Consider the following 15,381-nt stretch of genomic DNA (forward strand, 5'->3'; position numbering starts at 1 on the left):
CCACCACTCTTTGTCTCGGAGAGAGATGGTGGGCACGCTTCCGCCTTCGCTCTTCGAGCTACGGCGGACAAGTCGCTTTGCCCACTCTACAAGACCTTCGCCTATCGTCCGAGCTGCACGTCGCGCTCGACTGCAATCCACGTCGACTTCGCCACCGCCAGCAATTTTCCGGCTTCATCACGCAGCGCGGCCTCGGCGGTGCGCTTACGGCCGTCGCGGCCGGTGGGCCAAGCCGTGATGATGCAGCGCGTGCCGACGCGCGGTCGCGCCTCGATCCGCGCGGACATTCGTCCCAGCAGCAGCGGCGTGCGGTCGACGGCACTGCTCTGCGGATCGCAATTGCAGGCGAAGCCGGTGGGGCAGTCGAGCGCCGACCAGAGGAATTCGGGCGCGACGAGGCCGTCCTCCGCTGCGAGATTTGAGTCCGGAATCCAGCTTGCTGCGAGAACGGGAGTCTGTGCATGACGACCGAGCGGTCCGGCGAAGATCCGCAGGCCGTCTCCCTCAGCCCTTGCCGGGCCGCAGACGAAGCACGTTGGCAGGGGATGCTCGTGAGGCTTGATGGGCGTCAGCAATTCGGCGGCCCGGGCCTCGTCGAAACTCGCTGTTTCCAGTCGCGCAAGCTCGACATCCACGCCTCGCCCGGTGGCGACGATCTTGACTCCATCGCGAAGCTCCCATGTGCCGTCGTTAGCCGCGATCGCATCGAGTGGTGTATCGAGCGGCGGCGGCGCGCGCAGCGTCACTTCGGCGGCGCCCGGAATGTGCCGGGCCAGCCGCCCGCAGACATAGCCGCCGTTGCCGGAGTTCGGCGGACCGCAATAACGCTTGTCGATGATGACCTCGGTCAAAGCTTGCCTTCCTGTCTTGCAAGTTCACGCGCACTCTATCGGATCTTCAGGACAATTCTTCCCTGAACAGATCGATTGACCACGGCGCGCATCGCTTCACCGGCCTCCTCCAAAGGGAGGACGCGATCGATGCGCGGGCGGATGTGTCCGTCGGCCAGCAATTGCATCAGCGTGTCGTTCATGTGCGCGGCCTCGACGGAAAATTTCTCCGCCCAGGCGCCGAGGAAGACGCCGATGATGGCATAGTTCTTGAGAAGCGGCAGGTTCATCGGGATCGAGGGAATAGCGCCGCTGGTGAACCCGATCGGCATCAGTCGGCCGCTCCAGTTCATTAGCCGGGCCATCTGCTCGAGGATCGTGCCGCCGATGTTGTCGAAGCCGATATCGATGCCTCGGCCTGACGTGATCGACTTGATGCGGTTGCGCAGATCCTCGCTGCGATAATTGATGACCTCGCTGGCGCCATAGCTGCGCACCAGCGCGGCCTTGTCGTCGGACCCGACACCCGCGACGACGCGCAGGCCCAGATGGCGGCCGAGATCGACGGCGGCGAGCCCGACGCCGCCGGCGGCGCCCGTGATGAAAACGGTTTCGCCGCGCTGCGCCCGGGCCCGCTCGACGAGTGCATAATAGGCGGTGCCGTAATTGTGCAGCACCGTCGCAGCGGCCTCGAACGCGACGTCATCCGGCAGGCGAACGCTCTTCGATCCCTTGGCGATCATCCGTTCGGCGTAGCCGCCGGTCCAGCTGCTGCATGCCACGCGATCGCCGGGCGCGAAGGTCGTGGCCTCGTCGCCAACCGCGACGACGACACCGGAAGCTTCCGTGCCGGGCACGAAGGGCAGGGGTGGCCGCATTTGATAAAGGCCCGAGACCAGCAACTGGTCCATGAAGCTCACCGACGCCGCATGGACATCAATGAGGATTTCGTCGCTGGCAGGCTTGGGCTCGGCGATCTCACCGAGACGCAGGTCAGCAGGACCAGTGAATGAACTGCACAGGACGGCTTTCATCGGCGCGCTCCGAAAACACGCGGAACCAGCATCGGAACGCGCCGGCGGTAGTCCTGGTAGGTCGCACCGAACTCAGCGATCAGGTCGCGTTCCTCGAACCGCAGTGCAACCAGGACGTAGGCGGTGTTCGCGAGCGCGAACAGCAGGTGGCCAGCGGTCATCTCAGGCGTCGCCCAGAACGCGAGCAGCAGGCCGAGCATGAGCGGATGCCGCACGATCTTGTAGAGAAGCGGTGTTCGGAACGATTGACCTGATATCTCCGCTCCGCGCCACGCGACGAAAGCCTGGCGCAGGCCGAACAGGTCGAAATGATCGATCATGTGGGTCGAGGCGAACGCGATCAGCCAGCCGAGCCAATGCACGCCGATCAGCAACCAGGCCAGAAGGCCGCTCGTCTGCCAGATCGGCATCAGGATCGGACGCCACTGCCAGAACAGCAGGAGGAGGACCAGGCTGGAGAGCAGCACATAGGTGCTGCGCTGGCAGGCCGGGGCAAGAAACTTGGCCGACCATCGTTTGAACGCTGTGCGCGCCATTACGCTGTGCTGGATGGCGAACAGGCCCATCAGCAGCAGGTTGACGATCACGGCTTCGCTCAAATTCGCGGGAGGGCCCACGTCGATCGACTTGTCGATTGATTTGGGCACGACATGATTGCCGACGAAACCGATCGAGTAGAGAAATGAGATCGTGAACAGGGCGTAGCTCACGAGGGCGTAGAGCAGGATCAGGAGGCGTGAGATCATGGTTTGTCCAATTGTGCCTGTGACAGCGGTGCCGCATGCAGGAGTCTGAATCGCGTGCAGGCGAAGAGGCTCGATCAGGCCCGATGGCTACCGCTCGACCGTCCCCTGTGCGTCCCCCGGGTGGAGGAAGGATTTCATGACGGCTTTCTCGCTGGGGACGTTCGGGTTCCCCGAGGTCCATGCCGACGGCCGCCCGATCAAGCTGGCCTTGCGCAAGGGGCTTGCGCTGCTGGTCTATCTCGCAGAGGCCAAAAGCGCCGTCGCGCGGGACGTGATCGCCACGCAGTTATGGCCCGAGGTCGATCGCGAGACCGGACTTGCGCGCTTGCGGCGTCTGCTTCATCGCGTCGAACTCGCGCTGGGCGAGCCGGTCTTCGCAACCGATCGCACCAGCGTGCGCTGGTCGCCGGCGGTCGAGCTGACGATCGACTCGCATCTGTTCGAAAGTGCCTGCGACCGCGGCGCGTTCGAAGAGGCCTGCCAGATCTATCGCGGCGACTTCCTCGCGGGCTTCTCGCCGGAGGACTCTCCCGAATTCGACGATTGGGCGTTCTTTCGCCGCGAGGCGCTGCGGGGACGGCTGGTGCAGGCGCTGGAGCGGTTGGTGCAGGACAAGAATGCCGCCGGCGATCATTTTGCCGCCACCGCGCATGCGGGGCGTCTGGTCGCGCTCGATCCGCTCAGTGAAGTCTATGGCCGGCATCTGATCCGCAGCCTGCTGCTATCGGGCGACCGCAGCGCGGCGGAGCGGCATCACGCGGCCCTGGCGCAGCGGCTGCGCGACGAGCTCGGTGTCGCGCCGGAAGCCGAGACCGAAGCGCTGATGAGCCCCGCTGCCGCGCCACAGGCTGTCCCGACGACGCGCTACGTCAAGGGCTCGGGCGTGCATCTGGCGTATCAGACCTATGGCAGCGGGCCGCTCGATATCCTGGTGATGCCGGGCTTCGTCTCGCATGTCGAGCGTGCCTGGGAGCATCCTGCGAGCCGGACGTTTCTGGCGTCACTGATGAAGCTCGGACGTCTCGTCGTTTTCGATCGCCGCGGCATCGGGCTGTCCGACCGCGTCGGCTCGGCGCCGAACATCGATGTCACCGCAGGGGATATCGGCACGGTGCTGCGGGCGGCGGGTTCGCGCCGCGTCGTGCTGTTCGGCGCCTCCGAATGCGGTCCGGCCTGCGTCAAGTTTGCGGTCGATGATCCCAGTCGCGTCGCCGGGCTCATTCTGTTCGGGGCATTGGCCAAAGGCTGCTGGGCGGAGGACTATCCGCACGCGTTGCGCGCCAGCCAGTATGACGCCTGGAGCAAGCATCTCATTGCGCAATGGGGCGGCCCGGTCGGGATCGAAGCCTTCGCGCCGAGCCTTGCGAATGATCCGCAGGCACGCGCCTGGTGGGCGGGACTGTTGCGCGCGGCCTCGAGTCCCGGCGGCATCTCGGCCGTGCTGGAAGCGTTTCGCGATGCCGATGTGCGAGACCTGTTGCCGCAAATCACGGTGCCGACGCTGGTGCTGCACCGGCGCGACGACAAGGCCGTGCGGATCGCGGCCGGCCGCGACGTCGCGAGCCGGATCAGGGGCGCGCAGTTCGTCGAGCTCGATGGCCATGACCACTGGTTCTTTGCCGGCGATCAGCAGCCGGTGCTGGACGCGATCAGGCGATTTACGCAGACTCTGAAGCGATAAGCCTCATTTATTGGCACGTTTCGTGCCTCCGAAAGCGGCAGGACCGACACGGTGCCGGACCAAGGGAGACCCCGACATGAAACGCGAAGACCTCACCGAGAAGCTGCTCGACATCAAGCGCGAGAAGGGCTGGAGCTGGAAATTCATCTGCGAGAAGATCGGCGGCTATTCCGAGGTGCTGATCGTCGGCGCGATCATGGGCCAGATGAAATTGACGAAGCCGCAGGCGGCGAACGCGGCTGAAATGTTCGGCTTGTCGAAGTCCGAGACTGCCATGCTCAACGAGGTGCCGATGCGCGGCACCGGCACGCCGATGCCGCCGACCGATCCGCTGATCTACCGCTTCTACGAGATGGTGATGGTGAACGGGCCGGCCTGGAAGGCGCTGATCGAGGAAGAGTTCGGCGACGGCATCATGTCGGCGATCGATTTCGACATGGGCATCGAGCGCGTCGCCAATCCCAAGGGCGACCGTGTCAAGATCACGATGTCAGGCAAATTCCTGCCGTATAAATATTACGGCGCCAGTGGCAACGTGCCGGAGTATGGATTTAAGGAAGAGTGAGGGGGCAGGGTTGTCGCATATGATGTGCACGATGCTGCGGCACTGAAAGTGGGCTCCCTCTCCCGCTTGCGGGAGAGGGGTGGGGAGAGGGTGTCTCCGCGACGGGACAATCCCCCAGAGGAAAGAACCCTCACCCGCCGCGCGCGACGATGCTTCGCATCGCCCGGGGCGCGTCGGCCTCTCCCGCAAGCGGGAGAGGCGGAGCAAACCCGCAGACCACCGTATTCGATCAAAGAATCGCGCCCGGCGTGTACCTGGCCGCTTCGGGCTTCGCCTTCGCCAGCGCGTCGACCTGCTCGGCGAAGTAATCGACCTGAGCACCGGCATCGCCGGAATTGGCACGGCCGTGATCGAGCACGCGCTGCAGCTCGGCTTCACTGAGGCCGAGGCGCTGGTCGGCGGCAAGACGCTGCAGCAGGTCGTTCTGGACGATCTTGCCAGTGCGCAGGTCGCGAATGGCCGCGACCGCGTGCTCCTTGATCGCCTCATGCGCGCCTTCGCGGCCGGCCCCCTTCTTCACCGCTTCCATCATCACCGTGGTGGTGAGCAGGAAGGGCAGATAACGGTTCAGCTCGGTCGCAACGACGGCGTCGAATATCTCCATCTGGTCGAGCACCGAGAGCAGGGTCTCGAGCAGACCGTCCATGGCAAGGAACGCATCCGGCAGCATCACGCGGCGGACCACGGAGCAGGAGACGTCGCCTTCGTTCCACTGATCGCCGGCAAGGCCGGCGGCCATCGCGAGATAGCCCTTCAGCACGACATGCAGGCCGTTGATGCGCTCGCAGGAGCGGCTGTTCATCTTGTGCGGCATCGCGGACGAGCCGACCTGGCCCTTGGCAAAGCCTTCGCTGGCAAGCTCGTGACCCGCCATCAGGCGCAACGTCTTGGCGAAATTGCCGGGACCGCTGGCAAGCTCAGTCAGCACGCTGACGGCGCGGAAGTCGAGGCTGCGCGGATAGACCTGGCCGACCGCATCAAAGCTTTTCGGCAGGCCGAGATGCTTGAGGATTTGCTGCTCGAGCGCGCGGGCCTTGCCGGCATCGCCGTTGAACAGGGTGATCTGGTCGAGCCTTGTGCCGACCGCGCCCTTCAGGCCGCGCGCGGGATAGGTGTCGAGCACGCCAACCAGGCCTTGATGCGACACCAGCATCTCCTCGCCGAACATGGCGATGCGCTTGCCGAGCGTCGTGACCTGCGCGGCCACGTTGTGGGTGCGCGCCGTGAACGGGACGTCGCGCAACTGCTTTGCGTGCTTCGCAAAGCGAATGAGCGCGGCGATGCTCTTGGTCTCGATGAGCTGCAATCCGCGGTAGACCTGCAGCTGCTCCACGTTCTCGGTGAGGTCGCGGCTGGTCATGCCCTTGTGCAGGTGCTCATGACCGGCCAGATCGCAGAACTCCTCGATTCTAGCCTTCACGTCGTGGCGGGTGATGCGCTCGCGCCGCATGATGGAGTCCAGGTCGACCTGGTCCTTCACCCGCTCGTAAGCCTCGATCACGCCGTCGGGGACGGGAATGCCGAGATCGCGCTGGCCTTTCAGCACGGCGATCCAATAGTCGCGTTCGAGGCGGACCTTGCCTTCGCCACTCCAGATGGCGCGCATGGCAGGGGACGCATAGCGTTGGGCGAGGACGTTGGAAATGTGATCCTGTGACATGCCGCCCATTTGGCATTGCCAGCAGCCGGCCGCAAGCCCGGGAGGACGGGCGGCGGGGAAGGGGCCGCCGCTCGCCGTTAAGCCTAATTCCCGGCCTTTACCTCGGCGGCCGCGACCGCGATCAGCTCGCTCATCTTGGCGCGAATCGCCTGCTCGGTGACGGCGACATTCTTGGCGGCGAAATCGGCCATGATCTTGCGCAGGACGTCCCCGTCGCCGGCTTCCTCGAAATCGGCCGCGACGACCTCCTTGGCATAGGCGGTGGCGGCTTCGCCTGATATTCCAAGCTTTTCGGCGGCCCACAGCCCCAGCAGCCGGTTGCGGCGGGCTTCCGCCTTGAATTTCTGCTCCTCGTCGAGGGCGAACTTCTTCTCAAAGCCTTCTTCGCGCTTGTTGATTTCGCTCATGCGTCTTCCGATTCCCTTGGGGTAGCTGGAGCGGCGGCCCTCGTTGCGAGCGCCCCCGTGCATGCCTACATAGAGGGCACAATCGGCGAAACAACGAGCCGTAAAGCCGCAGGCAAGATGGTATAAGTCAGCGTCGGATGGGCCGGATCGATTGTGCTGGGACAGCCAATCGGATAGGTTGCCTAAAGGCTTGGTTCCCGTTCTGTTTCCGTGGGATTTCCTTGGGATTCCCCTGGGCTCAGATCGGTTCCCAGCCGTTCACGGCAGCTCCGCTGTGGGTCGTAATCCTAGTAACCGGAGCACACCAAATACATGGATTTCAACAAAACACGGTACATCCCAATGAGCCGTCGGCGTCGCATTTATGAAGGCAAGGCAAAGGTTCTTTACGAAGGTCCGGAGCCCGGTACCCTGATCCAGCACTTCAAGGATGACGCCACCGCGTTCAATGCGAAGAAGCATCAGGTGATCGAGGGCAAGGGTGTCCTCAACAACCGGATCTCGGAGTACCTGTTTCAGCACCTCAACGACATCGGGGTGCCGACCCATTTCATCCGCCGCCTCAACATGCGCGAGCAGTTGATTCGCGAGGTCGAGATCGTGCCGCTCGAGGTGGTGGTGCGGAACGTTGCCGCCGGCTCGCTGTCGCAGCGCCTCGGCATCGAGGAGGGCACCCAGCTGCCCCGTTCGATCATCGAATTCTATTACAAGAACGACCAGCTCAACGACCCCATGGTGTCGGAAGAGCACATCACCGCGTTCGGCTGGGCGACGCCCCAGGAGATCGACGACATCATGGCGCTTGCCATCCGCGTCAACGACTTCCTCACCGGCCTCTTCCTCGGCATCGGCATCCGCCTCGTCGACTTCAAGATGGAGTGCGGCCGGCTGTTCGAGAACGAGATGATGCGGATCATCGTCGCCGACGAGATCTCGCCGGATAGCTGCCGCCTCTGGGACATCAAGTCGAACGAGAAGCTCGACAAGGACCGTTTCCGCAGGGATCTCGGCGGCCTGCTCGAGGCCTATACCGAAGTCGCCAAGCGTCTCGGCATCCTCATGGAGAACGAGCGCCCGCAGGGCACGGGTCCCGTGCTGGTGAAGAGCTGAAGAGGATTTTGACGTGAAGGCACGTGTTACCGTTACCCTGAAGACGGGCATCCTCGATCCGCAAGGAAAGGCCATCGAAGGCGCGCTGAAGTCGCTCGGCATCGACGGCGTCGCCAGCGTCCGCCAGGGCAAGGTGTTCGACATCGAGCTCGCCGGCGCCGACAGGACCAAGGCCGAGGCCGCGCTGAAGGATGCCGCGGACAAGCTGCTGGCGAATACCGTGATCGAGAACTATCGGGTCGAGATCGTCTGATCTCGCCCGGCGCGTCACAGCCATCCGGCGCGGCGGAAGCGCCAATAGAGTGCGGCGCACGAGATCGCCATCACCCCGAGCAGGGTGTAATAGCCGTACTCCCATTGCAGCTCCGGCATGTTCTTGAAGTTCATGCCGTAGATGCCGGCAAGCGCGGTGGGGACGGCGAGGATCGCAAGCCATGAGGCGAGCTTCTTCGAGACCGCGGTCTCCTGCGCCTGGCCGACCAGCAGGCTCGCCTCGAACGCGAAGGCCAGCACCTCACGCATGGAATCGATGCGCTCCTGGATGTTGCGGACGTGATCGGTGACGTCGCGGAATAGCGGCTGCATGGTCGGCCGCACCATCGACAGCTCGTCATGCTCGAGCCGGCGGCAGACCTCCACCAGCGGCCCGATCGCGTTGCGCAGCCGCAACAGGTCGCGGCGTAGCATGTAGAGCCGCTCGATCTGGGCCTTGGTGATCACGTTCGACAGCACGTAATCTTCGATCTCTTCGATTTCCTCGTGAATGCTCTCGAGCACCGGGGAGTAATTGTCGACGATGAAATCGAGGATCGCATAGAGGATGTAGTCCTCGCCTCGCGCGAGCGCCCGCGGACAACTTTCGCAGCGCTCGCGCACGGCGGTGTAGGAGGTCGAGGCACCGTGACGGACGGTCACGAGATAGCCTTCGCCGACGAAGATGTGGGTTTCGCCGAAGGCGATCCGGCCTTCGATCAATTGCGCCGTCCGCGCCACGATGAACAGGGCTTCGCCATATTGCTCGATCTTCGGCCGCTGATGTGCGTGGTCGGCGTCCTCGATGGCGAGATCGTGCAGGTCGAACTGCTTCTGTACTGCGCCGAGCAAGGCCGTGTCGGGCTCGTGCAGCCCGATCCAGACCACATGGCCCGGTTTGGCGCGCCAGCTCGAGGCCTCGCTGATGGCGATATTGGCGACGCGCCGGCCGTCGACATAGGCGCCGGCAGCGACGACGCCCTCGGTGGGCACTGGTTCGGACGGAGATATGGGCCGCGACGGGACATTCATGGCAGCAATCCCGGGCAAAATCGTTGGGCAGGCGTGCCGTTTCCATGGCCTGTGTACAAGGCCGCCCGACAAGGCTAGCACTGGTAAAATCCTCGTCAAATGGCTATGTCTCCTGGCGAATTGGCCCGTGGGGCCAACCCGATTCCAGCCACCGTCGGAACCCGAAACATGAAAGCCGCCATCCTCGTCTTTCCCGGAATCAACCGCGAGCGCGACATGGCGCGGGCGTTGAAGCTGATCTCGGGCCACGAGCCTGCAATGGTCTGGCACGCGGAACCGTCGCTGCCCGCGGGCACCGACCTCGTGATCGTGCCGGGCGGTTTCTCCTATGGCGATTATCTCCGTTGTGGCGCGATTGCGGCGCGGGCGCCGGTGATGGATGCGGTGCGCGATTACGCAGCCAAGGGCGGTCTCGTGCTCGGCGTCTGCAACGGTTTCCAGATCCTCTGCGAATCCGGCCTGCTGCCGGGCGTCTTGATGCGCAATGCGCGGCTGAAATTCATCTGCAAGGACGTGCATCTGCGCGTCGAGCGCTCCGACACGCCGTTCACCCGCGGCTACAATGCCGGCCAGGTAATCCGCGTGCCGGTCGCGCATGGCGAGGGCAATTACGAGGCGGATGAAGAGACCATCAAGCGGCTCGAAGGCGAGGGGCGCGTGCTCTATCGCTATTGCTCGGCCGAGGGCGTGGTCGACGAAAGCCATAACATCAACGGCGCGGCGCATTCCATCGCCGGCATCGTCAACGACAAGGGCAACGTGCTCGGCATGATGCCGCATCCCGAAAACCACGTCGAAGACATCATGGGCTGCACCGATGGCCGCGGCCTGTTCGCAGGCCTCACCGCGCATCTGGAAAAGGCCGCGTGAGCTCGTGCTGAAGCGTGCACTTGTCGCGTTTGCGGCGCTCTCGTTCGCGACCGCGGCGTTCGCGCAGGATTTTCCCAAGCGTCCGATCACCATGATCGTGCCGTTCGCGGCCGGCGGCACGTCGGACGTGATCGCACGTACGGTGGCCGAGCAGATGGGCGTCGCGCTCGGCCAGTCCATCGTGATCGAGAACGTTGCGGGCGCCGGCGGCTCGACTGCGCTGGCGCGCGCCTCTCGAGCCGAGCCCGACGGCTACACCATCGTGATCGGAAATGCCGGCACCAATGCCGCGACCTACACGATCTATCCAAAGCTGCCGTTCACGCCGGACTCCTTCGCGCCGATCGGCATGGTGGCGAAGACGTTCGGCATCATCGCGCTGCGCAAGGATTTTCCGGCGAAGGATTTGAAGGAATTCATCGCCTACGCCAAGGCCAATCCGGGCAAGATCAATCTCGGCCATGCCGGCGTCGGCTCGTCGAACTACCTCATCTGCAAGAGCTTCGTGACGGCAGCCGGGATCGACGCGACGCTGGTCGGTTACCGTGGCGCGTCGCCCGCGCTGACGGATGCGATCGGCAGCCAGATCGACGGCGTCTGCGATGCCGCCGCCTCGGTCTCGCAATCGATCAACGAGAAGCTGGTGAGGGGGCTCGTGGTCGGCTCGACCGTGCGGCTTGCCACGCTGCCTGAGCTGCCGACGTCTGCTGAAGCGGGCCTGCCTGAATTCGAAGCGCAGGGCTGGAACGGCCTGTTCGCGCCCAAGGGCACGCCGCCGGCCATCATCGCCAAGCTGAATGCGGCTGCGCGTACGGCGGTGGAAACCGACGCGGTGAAGAAGCGCTTTGCCGACCTTTCGACCGTTGCGCCAGATCCCGACGAGCACACGCCCGAGGTCCTGCAGAAGCTCGTGACGCGCGACGTGGAGAAGTATCGGAAGATGCTGGCGGACGACGCCAAGCAATAGGCGAGAATGGCTCAGGTTGAATTTGGCTGCGAAGCCACGACCCTCACAGAAACACCAGCGATATCCAGGGCACGAATGTGATCAGCAGCAGGCCCAGGAACAGCCAGGCGAGATAGATCCAGATCCGGCGCATGCCGGCGTCCGGCGGCACATTGCCGATGATGCAGGCGGCGTAATAGCAGAGGCCGAACGGCGGTGCGAACAGGCCGAGGCCCATGGCAAGGATCACCACCATCGCATAGTGCACCTCGTTGATCCCGAATTGCGCAGCCACCGGGAACAGCAGCGGGCCAAACAGCACGATGGCGGGGATGCCCTCCAGCACGCTGCCGAGCACGATGAAGGCGACGACCGAGATCAGCAGGAAGCCGTAAGCCCCGCCAGGCACACCGGCCATGCGCGCCGCCAGATCATGTGAGAAGCCGGATTGCGCCAGCGCCCAGGCCATCGCGCTCGCAGCCCCCACGATGAACAGGATCGAGCCGGATAACGAGGCTGTCTGCACCAGCATCGGCAGCACGTTCTTCCAGGCCAGGCTGCCGCGATAGACGATCAGGCCGAGCACGAGGCAGTAGGCGATGCCGATGGTCGAGACCTCGGTCGCGGTGGCATAGCCCTCGACCACCGCGCTGCGGATCAGGAACGGCAGCGCCAGCGCCGGCAAGGCCACCCACAGCGTCCTCGCCACGACCGCCATGGACGCCCGCGCGACCTTGACCGCGGCATTCTCCTCGGCGCCCGCCCGATAACGGGCAACGAAGGCAAGAACGATCGCCAGCACGATGCCCGGCAGGATGCCCGCGGTGAACAGTGCCGCGATCGAGACGCCGGTGACGGAGGCGATCGCGATCAGCACGATCGACGGCGGAATGGTTTCGCTCATCGCACCTGAGGCCGCCAGCAGCGAGACCAGCTCGCCATCCTTCATGCCGCGCTTGCGCATTTCGGGAAACAGCACCGGGGCAATCGCCGCCATGTCGGCGGTCTTGGAGCCGGAGATGCCCGAGACCAGCAGCATGGCGCCGAGCATCACATAGGACAGCCCGCCGCGGACATGGCCGAGAACCGAGGCCAGGAACGCGACCATGACGCGCGCCATGCCGGTCTGCTCGACGAGTTGTCCGAGCAGCACGAACAGCGGCACCGCGAGCAAAATGAGCGAGCTCATGCCCTCGTCGATCCGCCCGACCACGACCAGCAACGGCGTCCGCGTGGTGGTGAGCAGGAAGGCGACGGTCGCCAGACAAAAGGAAAACGCGATCGGCACGCCCGCCATCACGGCGCAGCCGAGTAGGCCGACGAAGAAGATCAACAGGTTCCAGTTGCCGAGCGGCTTCAACGAGGGGCCCGCGAGATAGAGCGCGCCGGCAATCGCTGCAAACAGCACAGCCACGGCAAGCAGGTCCTTCGCCGACCGCTTGACGAGGGCGAGGCAGATGCTGGCGAGGGCGATGACACAGCCGACGGGAATCGCGGCCGCGCGGATCATGCCGGACCAGCCGAGCGCCGGGGTCTCCACGAAGGCCTGGTCCTCCACATAGTCCAGCGCCGGATGCAGGATGATCGCGAGGAACAGCGCGACGGCGCCTGCGGCGAGCGTCGACGTCCAGGCCTCGACACGTGGCGACAGATACGACGTGAAGAAGGTCAGGCGCATATGCGCCGAGCGCTGCACGGCGATCGCGCTGCCGAGCATCGCCAGCCACAGGAACAGGATGGAGGCCAGTTCGTCCGACCAGATGATCGGTCGGTGGAACACACCGCGCGCGACAATGCCGACGAACAGGATGATGACTTCTGCGACGACGGCGATCGCAGCCGGGACCTCCACCAGCCATCGTAGCGACTGCTCCAGCCAGCGACCGCGCAAGGGCTGCGCGCCGCCGAGCGTCACCGCATCAGGCATGCCGACCACGACGCTCATGCCAGCGCTCCGGCCGCGGCCTCCAGCGTCTTCCAATTGTCTTCGCCGAACTTGCCGCGCCACTCCTTGTAGAAGCCGGCGGCCGACAGCTCCTTGCGGAAGGCCTCCTTGTCGGAGGCTTCGAAGGTGACGCCCTTGGCGATCAGCTGATCCTTCAGCGTCAGATTGAGCTTTGCGGTATCGGCGCGCTGCTCCATCGCGGCCTGGTCGAATTCGCGGCGGAGGATCGCCTGCAATTCGTCGGGCAGCGCCTTCACCGAGCGGCGGTTGCCGAGGATGAAGAAGGGATCCCAGATGTGGTTGGTCTCGGAGATGTATTTCTGCACCTCGTAGATCTTGCCGGCCTCGATGGTGACAAGACCGTTCTCCTGGCCATCGACGAGATGGGTCTGCAGTGCCGTGTATAATTCGTTGAAGTTGATCGAGGTCGGGTTCGCGCCGAGCGACTTGAACAGCGAGGTGAAGATCGGCGACACCGGCACCCGGATGCGGTAGCCGGTGAGATCGGCCGGCGTCTTGATCGGCTTGGTGAACGACGAAATCTGCCGGAACGTGTTGTCGGCAGGTTTTGCCATCACCAGCGCGCCGGTCTTCTCGATCTGGGTTGCGATCAGCTTGCCGAGGTCGCCGTCCATCGCAGTCCAGACCTGGCCGTAGTCGGAGAATGCGAAGCCGACATTGGCGATGCCGGCGACCGGCGCCACGGTCGACAGCACGGAGCCGGCGATGTTGAGGAAATCGACGCCGCCGCTGCGGATCTGGGTCAACAGATCGGTGTCCGAGCCGAGCTGCGATGCGGGAAAGAACTTGAGCTCCAGCCGGCCGCTACTTGCTTCCTTGATCCGTTTCACCGCCTGATCGAGCCGGGTGTTGATCGGCTGCGTCAGCGACTGGCCGGTGGCAAGCTTGTATTCGAACTCTGCGGCCCGCGCCGGCCTGGTGCGGATCGCAACCAGCGGAACGGCGGCAGCGGCTACCATGAAGTTGCGGCGTGAAATCCTGTGGTTTTTGCCCGACATCGTTGATTCTCCCTTGATGATCTGCTGCGGCGCCTTGTCGGCGCACGTGTTCGTTGCCGCGCGCAGGCCTTGCTGCGCCGGTGTCGTCAAAATCGCTGGAGCTGGTGAAAGGGCTTAAGCCTTGCGTTCCTTCCCCCGGGCGGACGGGCTTCCTGCGCCGTCCTGTTTCCTCTTTGGCGCCCGTCTGTCGCGGGTTGCCTTGAGGTTGAAGCCTAGATCGCTGGTCATGCACGACAATTGAATTATATTCGTCGTCACTTTAGCTGGCCTAAAAGGTTTCCTGATGCAGATACCGTTCCGCGCCATCATCGTCTTCCACGCGGTGGCGCGCGCAGGCAGCATTTCCCGTGCGGCGGACGAATTGCGGGTGACGCCGTCGGCCGTCAGCCAGCAGATCCAGGCGCTGGAGCTGCATCTCGGCACGGCGCTGACCTCGCGGGTCGGGCGCAACATCACGCTGACGGAAGCCGGCGAGCGCTATTTCGAGATGATCAGCCGCGAGATCGAGCACGTCACCGATGTGACGCAGCACGTCCGCGGCATCCGCTCGGCCACCACGCTGACGGTGCGTGCCGCGCCGAGCGTGTCGAGCAAATGGCTGCTGCCGCGGCTCGCGAGCTTCGTCGAGGCCAATCCCGACATTGAATTGCGGCTTGACGGCACCAATGAACCCACCGACTTTCGCAAAGAGAATGTCGACCTGGAAATCCGCCACGGCGAAGGCGGCTGGCCCGGCCTGTTTGTGGAAAGTCTCGGCAAGGAGCGGTTCTTTCCGTTGTGTGCGCCTTCGTCGTTTGCGGCGGGCAGCCTCAAAGCCCAGGATCTGCTCAAGCACCGGCTGATCCATTCGGTGAAATCGCAGATGCAATGGCCGCGCTGGTTCACCGAGGCCGGCATCGAGCCCGCGGAACGCTGGAAGCGCGTGCTATTCGACCGTAGCCACATGGCGATCGATGCCGCCGTCGACGGCCTCGGCATTGGCCTCGAAAGCGAGCTGCTGGCCTGGCGTGAATTGCGTGACGGCCGCTTGGTTTGCCCCGTCAAGAATCCGCCGGAGGTCACGCTGACCACGCAGTGGATCGTCTGTCCGCACGGTCATCTCCGTCACCGCAAGACCCGCACCTTCCTCGATTGGCTGCGTCGTGAACGCGACGCGTGGAGTGAACGCCAAAACGCGCGGATTGTTTAGCGCCTCTACATCGTCAGGGCAGATAATCTGAATTGCCCTCGGATTCGGTGCTGCCTAACGTTTCCGTGCAAGGCGAGCACGGCCGCACCTCACGG

The 15,381-nt window shown here is 64.2% G+C and carries 15 protein-coding genes; 7 read left to right on the plus strand and 8 right to left on the minus strand.

Translation table 11 applies throughout. The annotated features are described in order from the left end of the window. Positions 1–101: 101 nt before the first annotated feature. From ACWAT4_RS15215 to mddA, 3 genes are read right to left on the minus strand one after another with little or no spacing between them, the layout of a single operon-like run. Positions 102–851, minus strand: coding sequence for a PaaI family thioesterase (locus ACWAT4_RS15215; RefSeq protein WP_449730856.1), 750 nt, complete (start codon positions 849–851; stop codon positions 102–104). Between the two features lie 35 nt (positions 852–886). Beyond that, entirely contained in the window at positions 887–1,864 is a 978-nt protein-coding gene (locus ACWAT4_RS15220) for an NADPH:quinone oxidoreductase family protein (protein ID WP_449730857.1), read from the minus strand. Beyond that, the gene (mddA, locus tag ACWAT4_RS15225; RefSeq protein WP_212425281.1) at positions 1,861–2,610 is read right to left on the minus strand and encodes a methanethiol S-methyltransferase; all 750 of its coding nucleotides are present in this window, start codon (positions 2,608–2,610) and stop codon (positions 1,861–1,863) included. Before mddA ends, ACWAT4_RS15220 begins: the two co-directional genes overlap by 4 nt. A 136-nt stretch (positions 2,611–2,746) precedes the next feature. On the opposite strand from mddA, the gene ACWAT4_RS15230 reads away from it, so the two are divergent. Continuing rightward, a complete protein-coding gene (locus ACWAT4_RS15230; protein ID WP_212444410.1) occupies positions 2,747–4,291 on the plus strand; it encodes a bifunctional AfsR/SARP family transcriptional regulator/alpha/beta hydrolase in 1,545 nt (514 codons plus the stop codon). A 76-nt stretch (positions 4,292–4,367) separates the two neighbouring features. Continuing rightward, a complete protein-coding gene (gene cynS / locus ACWAT4_RS15235) occupies positions 4,368–4,856 on the plus strand; it encodes a cyanase (RefSeq protein WP_212425279.1) in 489 nt (162 codons plus the stop codon). A gap of 229 nt (positions 4,857–5,085) precedes the next feature. Here cynS and purB read toward each other — a convergent pair whose 3' ends face one another. Continuing rightward, on the minus strand, positions 5,086–6,525 hold the full coding sequence (gene purB, locus ACWAT4_RS15240; protein ID WP_449730858.1) for an adenylosuccinate lyase: 1,440 nt from the start codon (positions 6,523–6,525) through the stop codon (positions 5,086–5,088). A 74-nt stretch (positions 6,526–6,599) separates the two neighbouring features. Then, positions 6,600–6,923, minus strand: coding sequence for a DUF1476 domain-containing protein (locus tag ACWAT4_RS15245; RefSeq protein WP_212444408.1), 324 nt, complete (start codon positions 6,921–6,923; stop codon positions 6,600–6,602). A gap of 342 nt (positions 6,924–7,265) precedes the next feature. On the opposite strand from ACWAT4_RS15245, the gene purC reads away from it, so the two are divergent. Next, complete coding sequence (gene purC / locus ACWAT4_RS15250) at positions 7,266–8,033, plus strand: phosphoribosylaminoimidazolesuccinocarboxamide synthase (RefSeq protein WP_172782948.1); 768 nt, start codon at positions 7,266–7,268, stop codon at positions 8,031–8,033. A 13-nt stretch (positions 8,034–8,046) separates the two neighbouring features. Continuing rightward, the gene (purS, locus tag ACWAT4_RS15255; protein ID WP_212303009.1) at positions 8,047–8,286 is read left to right on the plus strand and encodes a phosphoribosylformylglycinamidine synthase subunit PurS; all 240 of its coding nucleotides are present in this window, start codon (positions 8,047–8,049) and stop codon (positions 8,284–8,286) included. 14 nt (positions 8,287–8,300) lie between these two features. Here the strand turns inward: purS and ACWAT4_RS15260 are convergent, their stop codons facing one another. Then, complete coding sequence (locus tag ACWAT4_RS15260) at positions 8,301–9,317, minus strand: magnesium and cobalt transport protein CorA (RefSeq protein ID WP_212303010.1); 1,017 nt, start codon at positions 9,315–9,317, stop codon at positions 8,301–8,303. A 168-nt stretch (positions 9,318–9,485) separates the two neighbouring features. On the opposite strand from ACWAT4_RS15260, the gene purQ reads away from it, so the two are divergent. Beyond that, positions 9,486–10,187 carry a phosphoribosylformylglycinamidine synthase subunit PurQ gene (gene purQ / locus ACWAT4_RS15265; protein WP_212444407.1) on the plus strand — a complete coding sequence of 234 codons (702 nt, stop codon included), beginning with the start codon at positions 9,486–9,488 and terminating at the stop codon, positions 10,185–10,187. Further along, positions 10,135–11,154, plus strand: coding sequence for a tripartite tricarboxylate transporter substrate binding protein BugD (locus ACWAT4_RS15270; RefSeq protein ID WP_249210090.1), 1,020 nt, complete (start codon positions 10,135–10,137; stop codon positions 11,152–11,154). The genes purQ and ACWAT4_RS15270 overlap by 53 nt, the downstream gene beginning before the upstream one ends. 43 nt (positions 11,155–11,197) lie before the next feature. Here ACWAT4_RS15270 and ACWAT4_RS15275 read toward each other — a convergent pair whose 3' ends face one another. After that, positions 11,198–13,078: a TRAP transporter large permease gene (locus ACWAT4_RS15275; protein ID WP_433996743.1), complete on the minus strand. Its 1,881-nt coding sequence runs from the start codon at positions 13,076–13,078 to the stop codon at positions 11,198–11,200. Then, positions 13,075–14,097, minus strand: a complete 1,023-nt coding sequence (locus tag ACWAT4_RS15280) for a TRAP transporter substrate-binding protein (RefSeq protein WP_212444406.1) — start codon at positions 14,095–14,097, stop codon at positions 13,075–13,077. The genes ACWAT4_RS15275 and ACWAT4_RS15280 overlap by 4 nt, the downstream gene beginning before the upstream one ends. 283 nt (positions 14,098–14,380) lie before the next feature. Here ACWAT4_RS15280 and ACWAT4_RS15285 point away from each other — a divergent pair, with 283 nt between their 5' ends. Continuing rightward, positions 14,381–15,286 carry a LysR substrate-binding domain-containing protein gene (locus ACWAT4_RS15285; protein ID WP_212425273.1) on the plus strand — a complete coding sequence of 302 codons (906 nt, stop codon included), beginning with the start codon at positions 14,381–14,383 and terminating at the stop codon, positions 15,284–15,286. Positions 15,287–15,381 lie beyond the last annotated feature (95 nt).

The sequence above is a fragment of the Bradyrhizobium sp. T-1 genome (assembly GCF_053592855.1).

Excerpts from the sequence above, each read along its gene's own strand:
- ACWAT4_RS15220 (WP_449730857.1), bottom strand. The coding sequence starts at position 1,864 with ATGAAAGCCGTCCTGTGCAGTTCATTCACTGGTCCTGCTGACCTGCGT.
- mddA (WP_212425281.1), bottom strand. The coding sequence starts at position 2,610 with ATGATCTCACGCCTCCTGATCCTGCTCTACGCCCTCGTGAGCTACGCC.
- ACWAT4_RS15230 (WP_212444410.1), top strand. The coding sequence starts at position 2,747 with ATGACGGCTTTCTCGCTGGGGACGTTCGGGTTCCCCGAGGTCCATGCC.
- cynS (WP_212425279.1), top strand. The coding sequence starts at position 4,368 with ATGAAACGCGAAGACCTCACCGAGAAGCTGCTCGACATCAAGCGCGAG.
- purB (WP_449730858.1), bottom strand. The coding sequence starts at position 6,525 with ATGGGCGGCATGTCACAGGATCACATTTCCAACGTCCTCGCCCAACGC.
- ACWAT4_RS15245 (WP_212444408.1), bottom strand. The coding sequence starts at position 6,923 with ATGAGCGAAATCAACAAGCGCGAAGAAGGCTTTGAGAAGAAGTTCGCC.
- purC (WP_172782948.1), top strand. The coding sequence starts at position 7,266 with ATGAGCCGTCGGCGTCGCATTTATGAAGGCAAGGCAAAGGTTCTTTAC.
- ACWAT4_RS15260 (WP_212303010.1), bottom strand. The coding sequence starts at position 9,317 with ATGAATGTCCCGTCGCGGCCCATATCTCCGTCCGAACCAGTGCCCACC.
- purQ (WP_212444407.1), top strand. The coding sequence starts at position 9,486 with ATGAAAGCCGCCATCCTCGTCTTTCCCGGAATCAACCGCGAGCGCGAC.
- ACWAT4_RS15270 (WP_249210090.1), top strand. The coding sequence starts at position 10,135 with ATGGCCGCGGCCTGTTCGCAGGCCTCACCGCGCATCTGGAAAAGGCCG.
- ACWAT4_RS15275 (WP_433996743.1), bottom strand. The coding sequence starts at position 13,078 with ATGAGCGTCGTGGTCGGCATGCCTGATGCGGTGACGCTCGGCGGCGCG.
- ACWAT4_RS15280 (WP_212444406.1), bottom strand. The coding sequence starts at position 14,097 with ATGTCGGGCAAAAACCACAGGATTTCACGCCGCAACTTCATGGTAGCC.
- ACWAT4_RS15285 (WP_212425273.1), top strand. The coding sequence starts at position 14,381 with ATGCAGATACCGTTCCGCGCCATCATCGTCTTCCACGCGGTGGCGCGC.